The following is an 18,973-nucleotide window of genomic DNA, read 5'->3' as shown; positions in this document are numbered from 1 at the left end:
CGCAATGAGGCGTAGATATTTACTCTGAATCCCCAGATAATATCAACGAATTTTTTATCATCAAAACCTTCATTATTAATAGTCCGACAACAAGTAACCAAACAATACTTAAAATAATAATAAAACTTAATAAAGGATTTATCATTAAATAGCCCATTAAAATGACACTGAGTGTTGCAAAACACATGTTAACAAAACTCATCATGGCCGCAGCACTGGCTTTGTCCGTAAGTGCGTTAGATGCTACGAATGAACCTCCTGAAAAGAGGAAACTACTGAATAAATATAAGCTGGATGTAATCAGGAAAAACCATAACGTCGATTGACTCTCGAAATGCCACATCATCAATAAATTAAGTATCCCTAGGGCAACGCCAAGAAAACCAATCGAAATGAGCTGATTTGCCGAGAAACGAGACAGTAACTTTTTGGAAAATATTCCGCCAAAGAGCATGCCCATAATGTTGAGTATATTCCAATAGCCATATTCTGCTGCTGAAAGCTTCAATAACTCTTCTGCGATTTGAGGTCCTGCAGCAGAAAAGCAATAAGATATTGCAGAACAACAGCCCACCACTAATGAAAAAATCACCAGTTTTGCAGAAGATAGGGCGGCATAATAATCACGGATAATCGTTAAAACATGTATCGATTTAGGATGCATCAATGTTTCGCTAAATACACAGGTGCCCCAAAGCATTATTACACCATGCAAGAGTAAAATCCAAAAACATCCTTGCCAGTGAAGATATTCCGTAATTAATCCACCAACTACTACAGCGATCCCAATTCCCAGTGCAAAAGACAACACAGAGTAGGCCATAGCCGTTTTGCGTTGTGACTCAGGTAACCATTCATTAATTAACATGAAGGTGCATGCAAGCCCACTGGCAGCACCTAAAGCGGTAATTAACCGTCCACTCACAAGCAACCAATAGCTGCCCTGTAGCAAAGCAAGCAAACAAATAACAATCCCGAATAGATTAATTACTAGACCTGTGCGTAGTGCTTTTAAACGCCCAAATCGGTTAGCGAGCGGGCCATAGATTAATTGACCCACCACATAGCCAATCAAAAATGCGGAGACGATCCATTCAACGGCTCCTGGGCCTAAAATATACTCGGCCTGGATTTTGGGCAATGCAGGGGTGATAATCGCTGCCGAAACCGATGCAATTGAAATATAGTTGAGCAACCAAAATAGGTTAAATGATGATGTTTTTCCACGAGCGCTCATGGCTGTCCTTAGAGTAAAAGGATTCATTGTATGAGCTTCTTTATCTTAGTCAATAATTCTTTTTTTCTTATTTAATTCGTGCAGTGGATAATTGCTAAATTTAAGTAGGGATGGGTCGCTTTATTCTATAGGTGCTTTGCGAAATGTTCTAATGGTTTTATGGGTCTTGTTATCAATAATTTCACCGCGAATGTCACCAAAATAGCCATTGACTTGAATGAGCATCCAAGCATAAAGCTGGTCGATATTAGTTCCAGTTTGGGTCGCGATTCTTTCTTCTTTGCAGTACACATTTGCGGTAAATTGCGTGTTCATTTAAGAATCCTTTGAGCCAAAACTTATATATATAAGTTTAGCGTTTTTTACTTATTTCACCACGTGATTGAGGGGTATTTTGAACTATAATTTATATAGGAGAATTGTTTTCAGGAGTTTGTTATGAATACCAATTTTCTAGCTGCTGTATTAGGTTGGTATTTGGTAATTGTGAGCCTGCTTTTACTGATAAGACGTGAAATTGTAGTTACCGCAATGAGAGAATTAATGGGGCAACGTGCCGTCATGTTAGTTGTTGGCATAATAACCTTGATTATTGGTTTATTAATGGTTATTAGCCATAACGTGTGGTTAATGGGTTGGCCTGTTATTGTTACGATTTTTGCTTGGTTAATACTCATTGGCGGCTTATTTAGGCTCTATTGTCCAGATACTGTGTATAAAATTTGGAATAAAGTAATCGATAAATCGGGACTATTGATCACTACGGGAGTAATTTCATTAATCATCGGCCTATTTTTGTTGTATAAAGTTTATTTTCATTGATCGAAAAGCCATGTTTGGTGCATCTTGAGTGAAAATGCCTCTCAACCTGCGCTTAAATTTCACTTTTGCCCAATTCTTTAAACAGCCCATGCTAGGGAAGCGTAATCCCAGTGTCTAACCTGGCTTCAGATACTAATTCCAAGGGCATTGAACAATTTATTTTGATTCCCTAATCAGCTCTTTGAATGTTACAGAGAGATTGGTATAAAAAAGTGTAGTCGTACTTTCAAATCCAGAGTCAGTACCTAGAATTAGCCATGCCTCACCTTTATTGCTGGTAATTACTGTATAGTTAGCGAGTTTGCTTTGCATTTCTTCATCAGGTAAATAAGGTAAGGTTTTTAGTCGGTAGATGGAATTTTCTGTGTCTGTGCCTACAGTACCAATGGTAATCATGTCTTTTCCATCAAATGCTTGATTTCCCTTGTCCAAATCCATTCTGTAATAATCAGAGCTATCTACATACCGTTTGGGTTCATCAGATACAGCACCAATTTTTACATAGACTGAATCACCAGTTGAGCCACCCGTTCCTATAGAACCCTCAGTGGCATTAGAAGCAAATTCCAAATTAAAACGGACATGATACGTTGTATTAGGTTTTAAGCCTTTTACTTTTTTATAAGCATACATGAATAGATCATCGCTATGATTGTTACCCGATATTTTTAATCCATGCAGGGGAGTATTAATTTCATGGGGGAGTGTAACGCCATTTTTGAATTCAAGCTCAAAGAATTTTTCTTGGCCTTTAGGATAATCAGCAAAAGAAACCTTAAAATGTTCTTTTTTCGAAAAAGTAAACTTATAAGATTTTAGATCAGGCTTGCCTAAAGCAGGTGCCGAAACTGAAAACAGAGTGCATACTAAAAAAAAGCAGAACAAAACAGTGCACTTCAAGATATCATCCATCTGGTCGATAATGGCGCATTTTAAAATTAAACCGCCTGTAGAGCAATACAGCACTACCAAAAGCAGCTAATGACATGCCCCACCAGAGACCGACGCCTCCCCATTGAAGAGGAATTGCAAATAAGTAACCGATAGGTAGAGCGATTCCCCAAAAACTGAACATGGAGATGACCAGAGTATAACGTGTGTCTTTTAGAGCACGTAAAGCACCAAATAGTGAGATACGGGCTGATTCGAATATTTGAAAAATGGCACATATTGCGAGAAGTTGGATGGCAAAATGAACAACGCCCTGATTGAGGGGATCGTGTGTATCAAAATCAATTCCAATAAGTAACTCAGGGAAAAACCAATAAATAAGCGCTGCAACAGACATAAAAATAACGGAAGCAAAAGTACCGGTATAACCTGCGTGCTTTGCAGAGCTTATATCACCTTCTCCCAGTAGATGTCCTATGCGAACAGTGATTGCTTGTGCTATAGAAAAAATGATGGATATCAATATGCATAAGTATTGTAAGGTGATTTGATTCGCGGCCAACAATTGATTTCCAAGAGAACCTGCAATTAAAATCAAGACAAAGAAAAAGCCAATTTCCACACAATACATTATCCCTAGAGGAGCACCAATTTTCAGTAGTTCCATGCAGTAAAATGGTTTAAGGTAAGTAAAGAGAAGACGTGTATAGGGTTTATAATCTTTATTTATAAAAATAAACCCAGTGAAAAATAATGCAGTTATCCAGAAACCTATAGTTGATCCCCAGCCAGCACCAGCAACGCCTAAAGTGGGCAAACCAAATTTTCCAAAAATCAGTACAAAACTAAATAGGATGTTCAAGGAAACATTTAGGGTGCTAAAGAGTAATGCAAGTCGTGTCTTGCCAAGTCCTATAACAAACTCCATCAGTACCACAGTGATAAAATTAGGGAATAATCCCCAGGTCAATGCATGTAAATAAGAATCTGTCAGATTAACTAATGCTTGATTTTGTCCAAGATACAAGAGCAGTGGGGCTATATGCCAAAAAAAATAACATGCTGGAAGGGTCATAATACATGCCAGCCAAAACCCATCTCGGAACACCAAAGAAATTCCATGCGTATTTTGCGCTCCATATTGATGAGCTACCAAGACATTAATTGAATTTAAGATACCCAAAATAATGACGTTAAATGTACCAAAAAGCCAGGCAACCAGTGAACCGGCCGCTAATGCGTCTTGGCTTACATGAGCTAAAAAAATAGTTACAAAAAAATAAATGGAAGATTGTAATAATCCAGTGAGAATTAGTGGAATAGCTAATCTGAGTAAGGGTTTAAAATTACTTCTAAATGATTTCACAACACACTCTCAACGGATACAGTTTCGCCTTCTTACTATAAAAAGACATAAAGACATATTAAATATGAAGCAGCTTAATTATAGCTCTAGTGAACTACCAGTACATCAAACTTTATTTTAATTATATTCAAACCCTATTATTTTTTGGGAGATATTCGTTAAAAGTATGAGCCGAACGGCACTTCGGCTCATATTGGCGCCGGTTAATTCATGTGAATTAACGTTGATTTTGAACAGTGCTCATCATAGAAATTCTCCAAGTCTTGAAGGAGTTCTTTTAATTCTTCTGTATCATAAATTCCTTCTTGGGCTTGTTCAGCAAGCTGTTCGTAGGAATCTGTATAAATTTCAAAGAGACTTTCTGCATAAGCATCTTCTTGCTTTTGGGTTTTTTGAATTTCTACAATCAGATCGTCTACCTCAGTTTTTATGGTCGCATACTCCTCTTTGCTTCCTAGAACTTTCACTTTGGTTTCTGACTTATTTAGAGATTGATAGAGCAAATAAAGGACAATTAATCCAATGGGAATCATAACAATGCATGCCATATAGATTCCTGCATTATTGTTCTCATGACTCGGTACTGGACAAACAGCAGTTTCTTGATTATCTGCACAAGCAGCGAGTGCTTGAGGTTGTGCTGAAGGCAGTTGTTGGGATTTATGTGTTTCATAAAACACATTAGGTTGTTGATAATCATCAACTGCAGATATTTTTTTATTCCTATCAAAAAATGATGGGCATGATTTCGTTTGCGGAGGGGATTTTTTCTCGGGCTTTAGTTGGGGTAATAATTCCAACCTATCCGGTTTTTGAGGTGGTTCTAGACCTTTGAGTTGATACTGAAATGTGATCCAGCGATGCATCGAATCCATCAATGTATTTAATTCTTGAGCTTGTCCAGCAAGCGTTGCAAAATCAGAGCCTTTTATTTTAGGCCCGTTTAAATGACCAATCACATGATTGACTTGTTGTTTGAGCGCTTGATTTGTTTTTGCAAGTTCCGCTGTTGTAGAGGGAAAATGAGCTAAAGTATCTTGATTCCCTATGAAAGTGTTTAATTTTTCTTGTTCCGATGTGAATAATTTTTTTACTAGAGATAAATTTTGTTCTTCTTGAATTGCTTTATGATAGGCATGTGTATTGGCACGGATTATTTCCTCAATGTGAACAGATGATTCATCAATAAAGTATTCAATTTGGCTCAGAAGGGAGGATAACTGTTCCTTAAACTGAAAAACTGTATACACTTCACCCGCTTGTCCCAATAAATCCATGGTTTGGGTAATAACTTTTTGAAACTGTTCCAGTTCATTAAGATCCGTCATCGCTTTGGCATAATGATCGAGTACTTCTTCTTGCATATTGATTAAGTGGAAATCTGGGCAGTCTTTAAGTTGATTACCGGTTAATTGCAATACAGGCGTAGGATTTTCTACGATGGCAGTAGTGCTTTTACTGCACTCTTTTGCTGCTTGTGTTGGATAGGCTTTCAGATCACTGGGTTGATCAATTGCGAACCTATAAGGGTGGGGATTAACCTGATTCGTATTCAGAGCAAAATGTAATATTCTGTTGCGCTCAGTGGACAATTGTTCAATGGTTTTTGATAATTCACCAAGACGATCTCTTAATAGTTGCGATTCAATTCGATGGGTTAATTGAGGGTGAATTTCATCATCAATAGTGCTGCGGAAATTGGCTAAAAATAACCGATCAGAACCTGAAAAAGGCGAAATGTTTTTTTCTATAGTACGAACGTAACGAGTGACATGCTCCAATTGTTCCCTGGTTTGTTTGGCATTAGGGTTTTGACTAATTCCTTTCAGGATATGATTCAAATCCAGTAAGAAGAAATTAATGGGCTGATTTAAATGATCTGGTGGTAGTTCCTGATTTCTTAATAATAAATAATCTCCAGCTTTTTGCATTAATTCATACAAAGCTGGCCATTGGAGGCGTTGACTATCAATAGGCTGAACGTGAAAATCATCTCGTGTTAAGGCGTGACGCGTCTTATATGCATTTGAGTAAAACCAGGAACGCTCATAGACATTAATCAAGGCTTGTGAATCATCAGCAAACCATGAACTTGGATTGCTCAAATAATCGGAATGGATCCCTGAATTGGCACGCGTTTTAAGTATCCATTCTCTTTGGGCTAATTCTTCTTCAGTATAACAAGACTCTGAATGAATCCAAAAACGAGAACGATGATGCTGGGGTTGATATGAGGTATACTGCTCCTTCTTTTCCTTTGTCATACTTCTCACTCCTTGAGATAGAACAACTAGAGGTTATTGTGCGATTGGTAACTAAATAGAATATTTTTGATCCATTTTAATTTGATAACATGCTTTACATGAATATGCAACAGTAAGAGATCAATCAAGGGAACGGTGGTTTAACCTTCTCTTTTTTGTTAAATTATATTTTTTAACTTGAACGGGTTGCTTATGCCTTCTTTTGATATTGTCTCTGAAACCAACATGGTTGAATTACGTAATGCAGTTGATAATGCGGTACGCGAAATGGGTACTCGCTTTGATTTTCGAGGGGTAGAGTCAAGTATAGAACTTAAAGAGCTTACGGTGACATTACGCTCCGAATCAGACTTTCAAGTCAGGCAATTAGAGGATTTGTTCCGAAATCATTGCAGTAAACGTAATCTTGATGCTTCTGGTGTAGATATGGAAGAGGAGCCGGTCCATAGTGGAAAATTTTACTCCCTAAATATGACTTTTAAACAAGGAATAGATCAGCCAACAGCTAAGGATATCGTCAAACATATAAAAGATTCCAAGAGTAAGGTTCAAGCCTCTATTCAAGGGGATAAAATTCGTGTTACAGGTAAAAAACGTGATGATTTACAAGAAGTAATTGCGCTTTTAAAAAAATCAGATATTAAATTGCCATTGCAGTATGAGAATTTTCGAGATTAGTCCGCTTGGCAAAAATTTTACCTAATGCCCTCATCCGCCCTTCGGGTACCTTCTCCCTGAGGGAGAAGGGAATCGTAGCTATTAAAAGTTAAGTAATCCCCTGTCCCATTAGAAGGAGAGGCTAGGGTGAGGGTGATTTTTAATTCACAATTTCATCAATTTTGGCGGAAATCCTTGCTGTTAAATAAGGATCTTTTTTGGCAAGACCACGAGCCACTTTCAGTTGAGCGACCGCCGCTCTTTTTTGCCCTTCAAGAAGTAAACATTGGGCTTGTGTAAAATAAGCATAACTTTTTTGATGCGATTGCGCTTGTGCTCGGGCTAATTCACGGCATAAAGGAAGATCTTGTCTGTACTTTCTACTTCCTTTAAGCAGGATACTTGTTGCTTTTTCATTTTGATTCGCAGCCAATAAACCCTGAGCATAAGCCATCATGGCTGCATAATTATCTGGGTAATTTTTTTGTATTTCTTCCAGTCGAGAGAGGGCTGCTTTGTGCTGGGATAATCCTGTTTCAGTCTGTGCCATAGCAATTTGAAAATAAAGATTATTATTTTGCACTAACAAAGGACTTAAAATCGCAGCGGCCTTTGCATAATTATTTGTATTAATTAAGCTAAGGGCATGACCATATTGGCAGGCATAGGCAGGAGTTTTTTTGTTGCATTGATGCTCATAATAATCAAGTAATGTTTTAGGTTCACGGGTTACTGAAGTACGAATTAATTCTTTGACTAGAGGATAATCAGAAGAGTCTGCAAATTGTTTGTGTGAAAATTGTGCAGTACGGTTTTCTGCTTCAGCTATCCTGTCTCCGTCTAGAGGATGGGTACGCAGAATAGCAGGGACATTCGCAGTATAATAATATCGTGAATTTTCCTGCATTTTTTTAAAAAAAGCAGCCATACTATGAGGATTATATCCTGCTTTAATCAGCATATCGATGCCAATTCTATCTGCTTCTTTTTCTTTAGAGCGCGTAAAGTTGATGTTATCTTGAGAAAATCCTGATAAAGATCCCATCATTCCAGCCATGCCAACTGTAGGATTGATAATCCCTAACGCAGCCGATGCCAGTAACGAAGCGAGCATGGGAATACGCATTTGTTTTTGATGTTCGATAGCTCTGTACAGGTGATGCAAACGCACGTGTGCGATCTCATGGGCCATTACCCCTGCAAGTTCACTTTCACTATCAGTAGTTAAAATGAGTTGAGAATTGATACCTATATGCCCACCAGGACCTGCGAAGGCATTGATTTCATTTGATTTTACTATAAAGAAATCAGGTGATTTAATATGTCCCGCACGCGCAAGATTTTTTCCAATACGATTAACGTATTGGCTGGCTAGTGGATTTCGCTCCACACTTTCTGATTGATTGATCTGCTGAACGAATTCTTTCTCTAATTGTTCCAGTTCACTTGTTGAGTATGGAGACAGTCCCTCAGCGAAAGCAGGCTGGACAAGAAGACTTGCTAACAGAATCCAACAGATGTTTTTCTTAATTTTCAATTTAATCATTAGGCTACTCAAAAATTGAATAATTTGTTATCATTCACGCATCGTAACTACTCATCTCCTCTCGTTATCCCGTGGTTTGACCTTGGGAAAACGGCTATTAGATACATGAGCGGTTACCATGCATCTTTAGAAAGGTACTAAAACAATGCACAAAAAGTTTTTGCTCGCAACGCTTGAACAGGCCCGTCTTGGTCAAGGCCATTGCGCCCCTAATCCTTGTGTTGGCGCTGTTGCTGTGCAAAATGGAACTATTATAGCACAAGCATGTCATAGAGGTGCAGGGACACCTCATGCAGAACAATTATTGTTATCACAGATTCCTCCTAAAATGCCAGGGGTCAGTCTATATATTTCTCTCGAGCCTTGTAATCATTGGGGAAGAACCCCGCCTTGTGTCGATGCGATTATTCAGTATGGAGTAGAAGAGGTTGTTTTTGCCTATTTGGATCCTAACCCAGTTGTCGCAAAAAATAATTCCACAGAAAAATTACGTGCTCATGGAATAAAAGTGACGCACTATCCTGTAGATGAGATTACTGAATTTTATAAAAGTTACTCCTATTGGACTTTGACGCAAAAGCCAAGAGTAACAGTGAAAATAGCACAGACATTAAATGGTAAAATCGGTCGCACAGTAGGAGAGCGGGTTATTTTGTCTAATACTTTGTGCGGGGAGTTCACGCATCAAATGCGCGCCGCGGCTGATGTGATTCTTACAACTGCTCGAACAGTGCAACTGGATAATCCTAAGATGAATGTGCGTATAGGCCAGGAAGAGCAGGCAAAACCAGTTGCAATTATCGACAGGCAGTTAAGCCTTGATAAAAACGCACAAATTTTTTCAACAGCTGCTCATTGTTATGTATATCATGGCAATGATCGAGAAGTTTCTTATCCCAATAGTACTTTGCATTTTATTCCTCCCAAGGATGGATCTATGAATTTAAGTGCTATAATCAGCCACCTAGGAGAGTTGGGATTTCATGATGTTTGGGTAGAGGCAGGAGGGGCTCTTTTTACTGCACTCCATCAAGAAGGATTAGTTCATCGAACTTATTTATATATAGTTCCAAGTATTTTGGAGCACAATGCAGTTTCAGCATACCAGCAGAGTGGGATTTTTAACCGAGCGCATACAATTTCTTGGCATGCTATGGGCGACAATATGATAGCATGTCTGGATTGGCAGGAAGATAAAATGAACACTGGATCAAATGAGGTCGCGTTATGAAGTATTCATTAGCTACAATAGAACATGCAGTGGAAACACTCAAAGCCGGTAAAATGGTTATTTTAATGGATGATGAGGATAGGGAAAATGAAGGAGATCTGGTCGTGGCGGCAGAATATGCAACTCCAGATGCAATTAATTTCATGTCTCGTCATGGTTGTGGGTTGATCTGCTTGTCTATGGCTGATGAACTGATTGATAAATTACAGTTACCTATGATGGCGCAAAATAATAAATCGCCTTATGGTACCGCATTTACGGTATCCATAGAGGCAGCAGAAGGCGTATCAACGGGTATTTCTGCTAAAGATAGGGCTCACACTATTAAAGTTGCCATTAGCCCGGAAAGCGGACCAATGGATGTTATTTCTCCTGGGCATGTTTTTCCTTTACGAGCTAAGAAAAAAGGTGTATTGGAACGAGCTGGACAAACAGAGGGTAGTGTTGATTTGGCAAAGCTTGCTGGCTTAACTCCTGCAGCAGTGATTTGTGAAATTATCAATGAAGATGGTACCATGAGCCGACGCGATGAATTGGTTTTGTTTTCTCAAAAACATAATATCCCTCTGGTCACAATTAAAGATTTAATAGAATACCGAATCCGTCATGAAGCGTTAATCGAAGCGGCTGCTTCAACTCGTATTCCTTTGCAAAACAAAGGTGATTTTAATATGACTGTGTTTGCAAATGAACTTGATTGTGCGGAGCATTTTGCTTTGGTGAAGCCACCTGTATTTGCCAATCGTGTGCCTTTAGTGCGTATTCATTCTGAATGCATTACTGGCGATATTTTTGGTTCTTGTAAGTGTGATTGTGGCAAACAATTAGAACAGTCTCTATCTCAGATTGCAGATGAGGGAGGTGTTTTAATCTATTTACGCCAGGAAGGGCGAGGTATTGGTTTAGCAAATAAACTAAAAGCTTATGCCTTGCAGGAGCAAGGTTTGGATACCGTTGATGCCAATCATCAACTGGGTCTTCCTGTTGACAGTAGGGATTATGCTGTTGCCTATCAAATGCTGAAATATTTTGGTATTGACGCAATAAGGTTATTAACGAATAACCCATCAAAAATTGCCGCTGTCGAACGTTATGGAATAAAGGTTATGGAAAGAGTGCCTTTAGAAATAGAACCTACTAAGGAAAGTCACAGATATTTAAAAACTAAAAAAGAGAAAATGGGACATTTATTGGCAATAAGTTAGGTCCTGATTGATTTGTAGCTTGGGTTAGGCTAAGCCATAATCTGCCTACATACACCAATTTTTTTCTCTATGAACAGTACTTAATTAGCAGGATACAAAGGTCAATTATGACAAATTTTATTTTTATTACAGGTGGTGTGGTCTCTTCTTTAGGAAAAGGTATTGCAGCGGCGTCTCTCGCTGCTGTTCTTGAGGCACGTGGTCTTAAAGTAACATTGATTAAACTTGATCCTTATATTAATGTGGATCCAGGAACTATGAGCCCATTCCAGCACGGTGAAGTTTTTGTAACCAATGATGGTGCAGAAACCGATCTGGATTTAGGTCATTATGAACGTTTTGTAAATACAACTATGACAAAACGTAATAATTTTACCTCTGGAAAAATTTATGAAACCGTTATTAAAAAAGAAAGAAAGGGCGATTATTTAGGGGGTACCGTTCAGGTTATTCCTCATATAACAAATGAGATCAAGCGATGCATCAAATTAGGTGCTGACGGGTTTGATGTCGCAATGGTTGAAATTGGTGGGACCGTTGGTGATATTGAATCATTACCTTTTCTCGAGGCCATTCGTCAAATGCGTATTGAATTAGGGTCGCAAAGAACCTTATTTATCCATCTGACACTAGTGCCCTATATTGCTACTTCAGGCGAAACGAAAACAAAACCAACCCAGCATTCAGTAAAGGAATTGCGTTCTATAGGTATCCAACCTGATATTTTGATTTGTCGTTCAGAAAAAGCGTTACCTATGTCGGACCGAGCTAAAATTGCATTGTTTACTAATGTGGAGAAAGAAGGAGTTATTTCTCTTGAGGATGCGCCAAGTATTTATCAAATTCCAAGAATATTACATGAGCACGGGCTTGATGACATCGTTGTGAAGAAGTTGGGGTTGGAGGCCAAACCTGCTGATTTAAGCGAATGGGACCGCGTTGTGGCGATGAAAGCCACACAAACCATGACTGTAAAAATTGCCATGGTTGGTAAGTATATTGAATTGAATGATGCGTATAAATCAATTAATGAGGCGTTGTTGCATGCTGGGCTTCATACTCAGACTAAAGTGGATATCGTCTATTTAGATGCTGAATTGATCGAAAAGCATGGTTCTTCAATTTTGGAAGGTATTGACGCTATTCTTGTTCCTGGGGGATTTGGGGAACGTGGTGTGGAAGGTAAAATTAAAGCAATCCAATATGCTCGAGAGCATAAAGTTCCTTTCTTGGGAATTTGTTTGGGAATGCAAACCGCAGTGATTGAATTTGCCAGAAATGTTGTTGGCTTAAAAGAAGCAAACTCCACCGAATTTAATAAAAATACTGCATATCCTGTGCTTGGATTAATCAGTGAGTGGATGGATGTAGATGGTTCAAAACAACTTCGTGATGAACATGCTGACTTAGGTGGTACGATGCGTTTGGGAGCCCAATTATGTCAATTGGAAGAAGGTACCTTAGCGCGTAAGGTCTATGGAAAACCACAAATAATCGAGCGTCATCGCCATCGTTATGAAGTAAATAATAAATATGTGGAAAGTCTCATTAATCATGGATTAATTATCTCTGGACGCTCAGCAGATAATTCTTTAGTCGAAATGGTGGAGTTATCAGACCATCCTTGGTTCTTAGCCTGTCAATTTCATCCAGAATTTACATCAACTCCGAGAGCAAGCCATCCGCTTTTTAAACAGTTTGTACTTGCTGCTCGCGAGAAACATCAAGGAAAAAATTAAAAATGAAATTATGTGGATTTGAAGTAGGTTTAGATAAGCCTTTATTTTTAATTGCTGGACCTTGTGTCATTGAGAGTGAAGAGTTAGCGCTGGAAACAGCTGGATATTTAAAAGAAATATGCAGCCAATTACAGATTCCTTTTATCTATAAGTCTTCATTTGATAAGGCAAACCGTTCTTCTATATCCAGTTATAGAGGGCCTGGTTTTGAAAAGGGATTGTCGATTTTGGAAAAGGTAAAAACGCAGGTAGGTGTTCCTGTGTTAACTGATGTTCATGAAGATACGCCATTATTGGAAGTGTCTAGTGTTGTTGACGTATTACAAACCCCAGCGTTTTTATGCAGACAAACCAATTTTATTCAAAAAGTAGCGTCAATGAATAAGCCCGTGAATATCAAAAAAGGACAGTTTTTAGCTCCCTGGGAAATGAAGCATGTGATTGCTAAAGCGCAAGCATGTGGTAATGAACAGATTATGGCGTGTGAGCGTGGTGTGAGTTTTGGATATAATAATCTGGTTTCAGATATGCGTTCATTAGCGATTATGCGCGAAACAGGATGTCCTGTTGTTTATGATGCAACACATTCTGTGCAGTTACCTGGAGGAAATAATGGCGTTTCTGGCGGGCAACGTGAGTTTGTTCCTGTGCTTGCGCGTGCTGCGGTAGCTGCAGGTATATCAGGGTTATTTATGGAAACTCATCCTGATCCTGATAAGGCCTTGAGCGATGGTCCTAACAGTTGGCCTTTAGCTAAAATGAAGTCTTTGCTTGAGTCATTAAAAGCGTTGGATGCGATATATAAAAATATGGGTGAAATTGAATAATCAATTTCACTCTCAACTTTATAAGTACGCTTGAACTATAATTACCTTAGATAATTTTTTTTGAGAGTATTATGGTTAAGTTTAAGTGGCATGCAATCAAATCACAAGCGACAAAAGAAGCAGAAGCAGAGAACGAACTCAAAAATCAAACTGATTCAGTCGATAAGCCAGTGGAATTAGAGACCCTTCTGAACACTCGCGTTGGTGCAACCGATCTTCCTGAAGAACTAGATGCCCAAAAAAATAATCTAGGTCCAAAGGATACTGCATTGGAAGTTGAAGATTTAGAGCCTTCCTCCCCGAAAGCAGGTCAAAAATAATTAGAGACTGTTTTTAGTCGGTTGAAATTTTTTATAAAGTCTTTACTTGAATATATCGGATAGGCTGAACGATTTGCTTGTATCTATCGCTAGAAAACTCGATACAACGCGCTCACAACGATTTCAGCATACTTCTTAAGCATTTATTGGCAACTAAAGGTTTAGGGACTGGATTAGACTTAGTCGTAATCCAGAATTAGCCTATATACACGCTCGTTTTACTTTATGCTAATACGGACCTACGTGTAAAAGTTGAAGCGGATCTACTTGAGGTGGCGCACTATTCTAACTTTCAGATACGAGTCACGGCATCATTTTATTTATTATTGTGTTTGAGATATCTAAATGGTTCGCGTATTCCGCTTCTTCTGCGGCCGTTAGTCCATTCATATCTCTAATTTCTAGTTTGACCGTGGGTTTCTTAATCAAGGTATCCACCATATTGCTATATCCTTTAGCGGCAGCCATTATTAGAGGAGTAAATCCTGTGCCTTCTGTCGTTACATTTGGATTAACGCCTGGGATCTCCAATAAATATTTTACTAAACTATGGTGACCACCAGCCGCAGCTGCTGTTAGTGCTGTATCACCAAAACGATCGCGTTGATTTAATAGCGCGCCACGTTCATCCTCTTTGATGTTTTTAAGAATCGCCTTAACGCCCCATTTATGTCCTTTCCTGCAGCATTCAACTATTTCTGATAACATTTCTTCAGGAGTACCTAGACTCGTTTTATTTATCGCAGGCTTCATTGTTGTATCTCCTTGAGTTAGCCATATTGAACTATGGTAAGATAACTTAATTTTACCAGAGAGTTCAATATACTAACACTCATTAATGGTTACATTATAGTCCCAGCTTATCCATTGCTTTTCCTCTTAAGTCCTTTGGTCCTTCCGGTATATTTGCTTTAAATTCCTCAATCAAATCATAAAATTCCATGATCTTAAAATCAGCTACACTAGGTTTATTTCTATAATGGACTTCCTGGTCTTCCGAGTACACATCCAACTGATGTGGAGGATATTCTCTTTGCGCATGTTCCGATAAGGCGAGTAATTGAAACAGTACATCATTAAGCTTATTAATCAATTCCGGGTCTGTGCCGTCAGGTAACCCATGAAGTGAATCGACAATTTGCTTCATCAGTTCAATATCTTTTTTGGTGTCTTTAAGAAGATTTTTGATCTTTTCCTTGTGTTTCTCTTGTGAACGTAATTTGGGATGTTTTCTATCAAGGGCATCTATTTCATGCTTCAGTTTATTAGGTAGATCGACGACACATTTTAAGCCACCATTCATCACATCAAGAATATATTTCTGACGACCAGGTGTTATAGGCCTGTGCAACTCGCGTCCCTTGCCCTTCCACATTCCTACATTTCTTAGGTGTGATATCCGTTCTGTTTTGGATAATTCTTGGACTCTCTGCGCCGATTCACTTTGCACTGCTAAACCCACCGTTTGGGTTTTTAGTAATAGAAGTTGCTGTTTCGGATTATCAAGCAGATTGCGGAGTTCATCATCTGTACGTTGCGCTAATGCAGCACTTCCTCGCTCAGGGTTATGAAGCTTGCTGTGAATAATACGACGTCGTTCAGCGACATCTCCTAGTATGCATATTTTTGCGCTTTCTTTCTCTGCTTTAACGCCACATACTGCTGATCCCACACCGCATGCCAATGCTAATACACCTAAAGTTATTCCTACTGAAAGCCCTGTTGCAGTTGTGCCTGTTTGTCCTAATTCAATTGTTTGAGGTGATTCGGGATTAAGTACATATGGGCTAAAGGTGGTGGTACTTATTGCGTAGATTCCTAACGCAGGTCCGGCTGTAACATTCATGAAATAATCTGCCCCCTCAAGTGCTTTTTCTAAGTGCGGCCTCTCCATGATTTTGGGCGGTTTCAGATGATGAAATGAAGATGATGAACTTTGTAGCGCCTCACTTCTTAGATATTTAAGCGTTGCAGCGCCTGCATTATATACCTTTTTTTCTTGCTTACTTTGGTTCCCTGAAGCGGTAATTTCTTCACTTTCTACTGTTATTTTTAATCCTTTGTTTTTTATATCTGCAGATATCCCCGTTTTTAGTGCTTCGACCAGGTCCTTTTGTAAGGGTAAATTGTGTTTTGACACCAACTCATCATAGGTTTCAATTGTGTATGCTAACGCAGCATGAACATCGGTGAGCATCTCAACTCGTATCTCTTGTTCTATATTTGTACAAATGGTAATCTGATGCGCGAGTGAAATTAAGCATTCAGCATTAGACGCTAACCCTGCGGCTGCTTTATGCATTAAATCTTTGTTGTTACCCACGGGTATATGCCCCGATGGCATTCCCTCGATTGGCGCCAGATTTGCCATAGCGCGAGCCGTTCCTATCTGAGCAGTACACATGATAGTAAATTGCGATGATATGAGTAATGCGGTATAGGGATCGAATGGGGGGGCTGGAGTAAGGCCAGCAGCGACTTGCAAGGCCGCATCTGCCGCATTCTCACGAATCATATCCTCCAACATAAGGAAATAAGCACCTCTGCTCTCTGCAAATTTGCTTTGTAGCATTAAATCTATTGTATCTTTATCGTTTTTTTCGATTTTTTTGCCAGATTTTACGTATTTTCTATGCATTCTTTTATAGTCAGCTTCTCGAGGCCCTCCAAACAGCCAAGCAAAATTATCTTGCGATTTCAGCTGTGCTACCCCTTTATTCATTGGCGTAGAGTCATCTAGACTAGGGTATTCCGTGATTGCTCCCAAAACCCTATCCACTCTTGCTTGAAGTTTTGCTTTAGCGATCTCATAACCTCTGTAAGCTCTTATTCCCCCATAGATTCCACCTGCTATGCCTCCTATGATTCCTGCTGTGATGGTTCCCCACACAGGAACTACACTGCCTCCCGATCCAGCAATGATCATTCCTAAACCTGCTCCAGCTAAAGAAAGTCCTACTCCAGCAAGTGCTTCTTTAGCTAGGCCAAGTTTTCTTGCCTTTTCAGCTGCTGTTGTGGCTTGCATTGCTTGAATTACATGTGCTTGTACGATTTTAAGTTGCTTTTCTACCTCTGTTTCCATGATTGGATCGTACAAAGAATTACCACTTTTATCTTTTTTTTGCTTCCACTCTTCTCGTTCTTGCTCCAATACCTCAAGTTTTTTATTGTATGCTTCAATGAATTCATCAGCTTTATTCTTGTGATCAGGATCCTTAAAATAGTCGCTGAATTTTTGTTTGATCGTTTGATCTATTTTATGCTCTTTAAGTTTTGCTACAATTTGGTCATATTCTTGCATGTGTTTCACCCAACTGGATGATTTGGTGTCTAATACATGACCTGATTTTAGATTTTTACCTGCTAATATAAGTTTTTGCTCCGCGGCCTTAAACGCATCTGGCTCGAGTATATGCTTCCATTCGAGATTTCTTTTTAATTCACCTAATTCGAATATTGCTTCATTGTATCTTTTAACGAGAGACTGTAGGTTATTTCCTTGCTGTGTATTATGACCTACTTCATCAAGCATTCTATCTAAATATTCTTTGCTGATTGGTTGTGGTGCCATAGAATGTTCCTCATAATTAATCTTGCTCAACACTGAACAATAAAGGGCTATGTGTTTTGGTTTGCATAAGTTTATTATATCATCTAAATGAGCAATAATTAATCAAGAAGATTTATAATTGATTTAATTGATAGTAATTTAAATATTTAGATAACTATTAACTGATAACGAATGATGCAGGCAAAAATTTATAAAGAGCTTTAGGGTAGGGGCGTGCGGGAAATATGGAGCGACTATTTTGGGGATTTACTTGATTTAATTAGCCCAAATAAATGGTAGCAATCTAGTGATCTGATGCATGATGAGTTTTTTGATTATTTGAGTAAAGAATAGCTTATAAATAGGGGTTAAAAAGAAAGTAATAATAGAGCATGTTATTTGAATAGGGTGGGAGCTTATATGGACGGATCCTAAAAATTAACTCATTTTTGGTCTTCGAGAGAATCAAGTTCTTTCGATAAACTAAAACCTCTCCCAATTGCAGGAGAGGTCAAAAAAGATTAGCTGATATCACTCATAGTTGATACTGCATGATAACCTGCATCAACATGAACTACTTCGCCTGTAATCCCAGAGGCCAAGTTAGAGCATAAAAATGCAGCAGTATTTCCAACTTCCTCGATAGTAACGTTTCTATGGAGAGGAGTAATGTTTGCATAAGCACTTTGTATTTTACGAAAATCTTTAATGCCTGCTGCAGCAAGTGTTTTGATAGGGCCTGCAGAGATGGCATTAATACGGATACCTTTTTGTCCCAAACTCGCAGCTAAATAGCGTACAGAAGCTTCAAGACTTGCTTTAGCGACACCCATAACATTATAGTTAGGGACTGCTTTTTCGGCGCCATAGTATGATAGTGTTAAAAGAGAACCTTCAGTTCCTTCCATCATGGGTAAGGCCGCTTGTGCCAGACCAATTAGACTGTATGCACTGATATCATGAGCAATTCTAAAACCTTCGCGAGTGCAAGATTCTACAAAGTCGCCACTAATTTGATCTGCTGGGGCATAAGCAACTGAATGAATTAAGATATCCAGGTGATCCCATTGTTTGCGGAGATTGGAAAAAAGAGCTTGAATTTCGTCGTCGTGAGCTACATCGCAAGGAAAGGTTAGTGTGGAATTGAATTCAGCTGCCATTGACTCGACGCGTTCTTTTAAACGTTCATTTTGATAAGTAAATGCTAATTCAGCTCCTTGCTCATGAAATGCTTTGGCAATGCCGTAAGCAATAGATCTATTGCTTGCAAGACCAATAATGAGTGCTTTTTTACCCGCTAAAAATCCCACTATTTTCT

At 38.8% G+C, this 18,973-nt stretch carries 16 protein-coding genes; 7 read left to right on the top strand and 9 right to left on the bottom strand.

What is annotated here, in order from left to right; all coding sequences use genetic code 11:
* Positions 1–19 precede the first annotated feature (19 nt).
* Together ACF8MK_RS16175 and ACF8MK_RS16170 are read right to left on the bottom strand one after the other, a co-directional pair.
* Positions 20–1,237, bottom strand: coding sequence for an MFS transporter (locus tag ACF8MK_RS16175; protein ID WP_392538980.1), 1,218 nt, complete (start codon positions 1,235–1,237; stop codon positions 20–22).
* A 120-nt stretch (positions 1,238–1,357) separates the two neighbouring features.
* Positions 1,358–1,552: a hypothetical protein gene (locus ACF8MK_RS16170; RefSeq protein ID WP_265702546.1), complete on the bottom strand. Its 195-nt coding sequence runs from the start codon at positions 1,550–1,552 to the stop codon at positions 1,358–1,360.
* A gap of 123 nt (positions 1,553–1,675) precedes the next feature.
* Between ACF8MK_RS16170 and ACF8MK_RS16165 the strand changes: the two genes are divergently transcribed.
* Positions 1,676–2,059: a hypothetical protein gene (locus ACF8MK_RS16165; protein ID WP_392537515.1), complete on the top strand. Its 384-nt coding sequence runs from the start codon at positions 1,676–1,678 to the stop codon at positions 2,057–2,059.
* A gap of 156 nt (positions 2,060–2,215) precedes the next feature.
* On the opposite strand, the gene ACF8MK_RS16160 is transcribed toward ACF8MK_RS16165, so the two are convergent.
* The 3 genes from ACF8MK_RS16160 to ACF8MK_RS16150 form a co-directional block, all read right to left on the bottom strand.
* On the bottom strand, positions 2,216–2,959 hold the full coding sequence (locus ACF8MK_RS16160) for a hypothetical protein (RefSeq protein WP_392537514.1): 744 nt from the start codon (positions 2,957–2,959) through the stop codon (positions 2,216–2,218).
* Positions 2,960–2,963: 4 nt separating this feature from the next.
* A complete protein-coding gene (locus tag ACF8MK_RS16155; protein WP_392537513.1) occupies positions 2,964–4,316 on the bottom strand; it encodes an MATE family efflux transporter in 1,353 nt (450 codons plus the stop codon).
* Positions 4,317–4,519: 203 nt separating this feature from the next.
* Positions 4,520–6,580, bottom strand: a complete 2,061-nt coding sequence (locus ACF8MK_RS16150) for a hypothetical protein (protein WP_392537512.1) — start codon at positions 6,578–6,580, stop codon at positions 4,520–4,522.
* A gap of 192 nt (positions 6,581–6,772) precedes the next feature.
* Here ACF8MK_RS16150 and ACF8MK_RS16145 point away from each other — a divergent pair, with 192 nt between their 5' ends.
* On the top strand, positions 6,773–7,258 hold the full coding sequence (locus ACF8MK_RS16145; RefSeq protein WP_265702537.1) for a YajQ family cyclic di-GMP-binding protein: 486 nt from the start codon (positions 6,773–6,775) through the stop codon (positions 7,256–7,258).
* Positions 7,259–7,397: 139 nt separating this feature from the next.
* Here ACF8MK_RS16145 and ACF8MK_RS16140 read toward each other — a convergent pair whose 3' ends face one another.
* Positions 7,398–8,783 (bottom strand): M48 family metalloprotease, encoded by a 1,386-nt coding sequence (locus tag ACF8MK_RS16140; protein ID WP_392537511.1) that lies wholly within the window; start codon positions 8,781–8,783, stop codon positions 7,398–7,400.
* A 145-nt stretch (positions 8,784–8,928) separates the two neighbouring features.
* Here ACF8MK_RS16140 and ribD point away from each other — a divergent pair, with 145 nt between their 5' ends.
* The 5 genes from ribD (at position 8,929) to ACF8MK_RS16115 (ending at position 14,105) form a co-directional block, all read left to right on the top strand.
* Positions 8,929–10,014, top strand: a complete 1,086-nt coding sequence (gene ribD, locus ACF8MK_RS16135; protein ID WP_392537510.1) for a bifunctional diaminohydroxyphosphoribosylaminopyrimidine deaminase/5-amino-6-(5-phosphoribosylamino)uracil reductase RibD — start codon at positions 8,929–8,931, stop codon at positions 10,012–10,014.
* Positions 10,011–11,219 (top strand): 3,4-dihydroxy-2-butanone-4-phosphate synthase, encoded by a 1,209-nt coding sequence (gene ribB / locus ACF8MK_RS16130; protein WP_265702532.1) that lies wholly within the window; start codon positions 10,011–10,013, stop codon positions 11,217–11,219. Before ribD ends, ribB begins: the two co-directional genes overlap by 4 nt.
* A 107-nt stretch (positions 11,220–11,326) precedes the next feature.
* On the top strand, positions 11,327–12,958 hold the full coding sequence (locus ACF8MK_RS16125) for a CTP synthase (protein WP_392537509.1): 1,632 nt from the start codon (positions 11,327–11,329) through the stop codon (positions 12,956–12,958).
* A gap of 2 nt (positions 12,959–12,960) precedes the next feature.
* A complete protein-coding gene (gene kdsA, locus ACF8MK_RS16120) occupies positions 12,961–13,785 on the top strand; it encodes a 3-deoxy-8-phosphooctulonate synthase (protein ID WP_265702530.1) in 825 nt (274 codons plus the stop codon).
* Between the two features lie 71 nt (positions 13,786–13,856).
* Positions 13,857–14,105, top strand: coding sequence for a hypothetical protein (locus tag ACF8MK_RS16115; protein WP_392537508.1), 249 nt, complete (start codon positions 13,857–13,859; stop codon positions 14,103–14,105).
* A 303-nt stretch (positions 14,106–14,408) separates the two neighbouring features.
* Here the strand turns inward: ACF8MK_RS16115 and ACF8MK_RS16110 are convergent, their stop codons facing one another.
* The 3 genes from ACF8MK_RS16110 to ACF8MK_RS16100 form a co-directional block, all read right to left on the bottom strand.
* Positions 14,409–14,858, bottom strand: coding sequence for an ankyrin repeat domain-containing protein (locus ACF8MK_RS16110; protein WP_392537507.1), 450 nt, complete (start codon positions 14,856–14,858; stop codon positions 14,409–14,411).
* Positions 14,859–14,952: 94 nt separating this feature from the next.
* On the bottom strand, positions 14,953–17,676 hold the full coding sequence (locus ACF8MK_RS16105; protein ID WP_392537506.1) for a hypothetical protein: 2,724 nt from the start codon (positions 17,674–17,676) through the stop codon (positions 14,953–14,955).
* A 500-nt stretch (positions 17,677–18,176) separates the two neighbouring features.
* Positions 18,177–18,965, bottom strand: coding sequence for an enoyl-ACP reductase (locus ACF8MK_RS16100; RefSeq protein WP_028382020.1), 789 nt, complete (start codon positions 18,963–18,965; stop codon positions 18,177–18,179).
* Positions 18,966–18,973: the final 8 nt, after the last annotated feature.

The sequence above is a fragment of the Legionella sp. 227 genome (assembly GCF_043161935.1).
In the GTDB taxonomy this organism is placed as follows: domain Bacteria; phylum Pseudomonadota; class Gammaproteobacteria; order Legionellales; family Legionellaceae; genus Legionella; species Legionella sheltonii.
The sequence above is the reverse complement of the archived record's forward strand: the minus strand, read 5'-3'. Positions and strand labels throughout refer to the sequence as shown.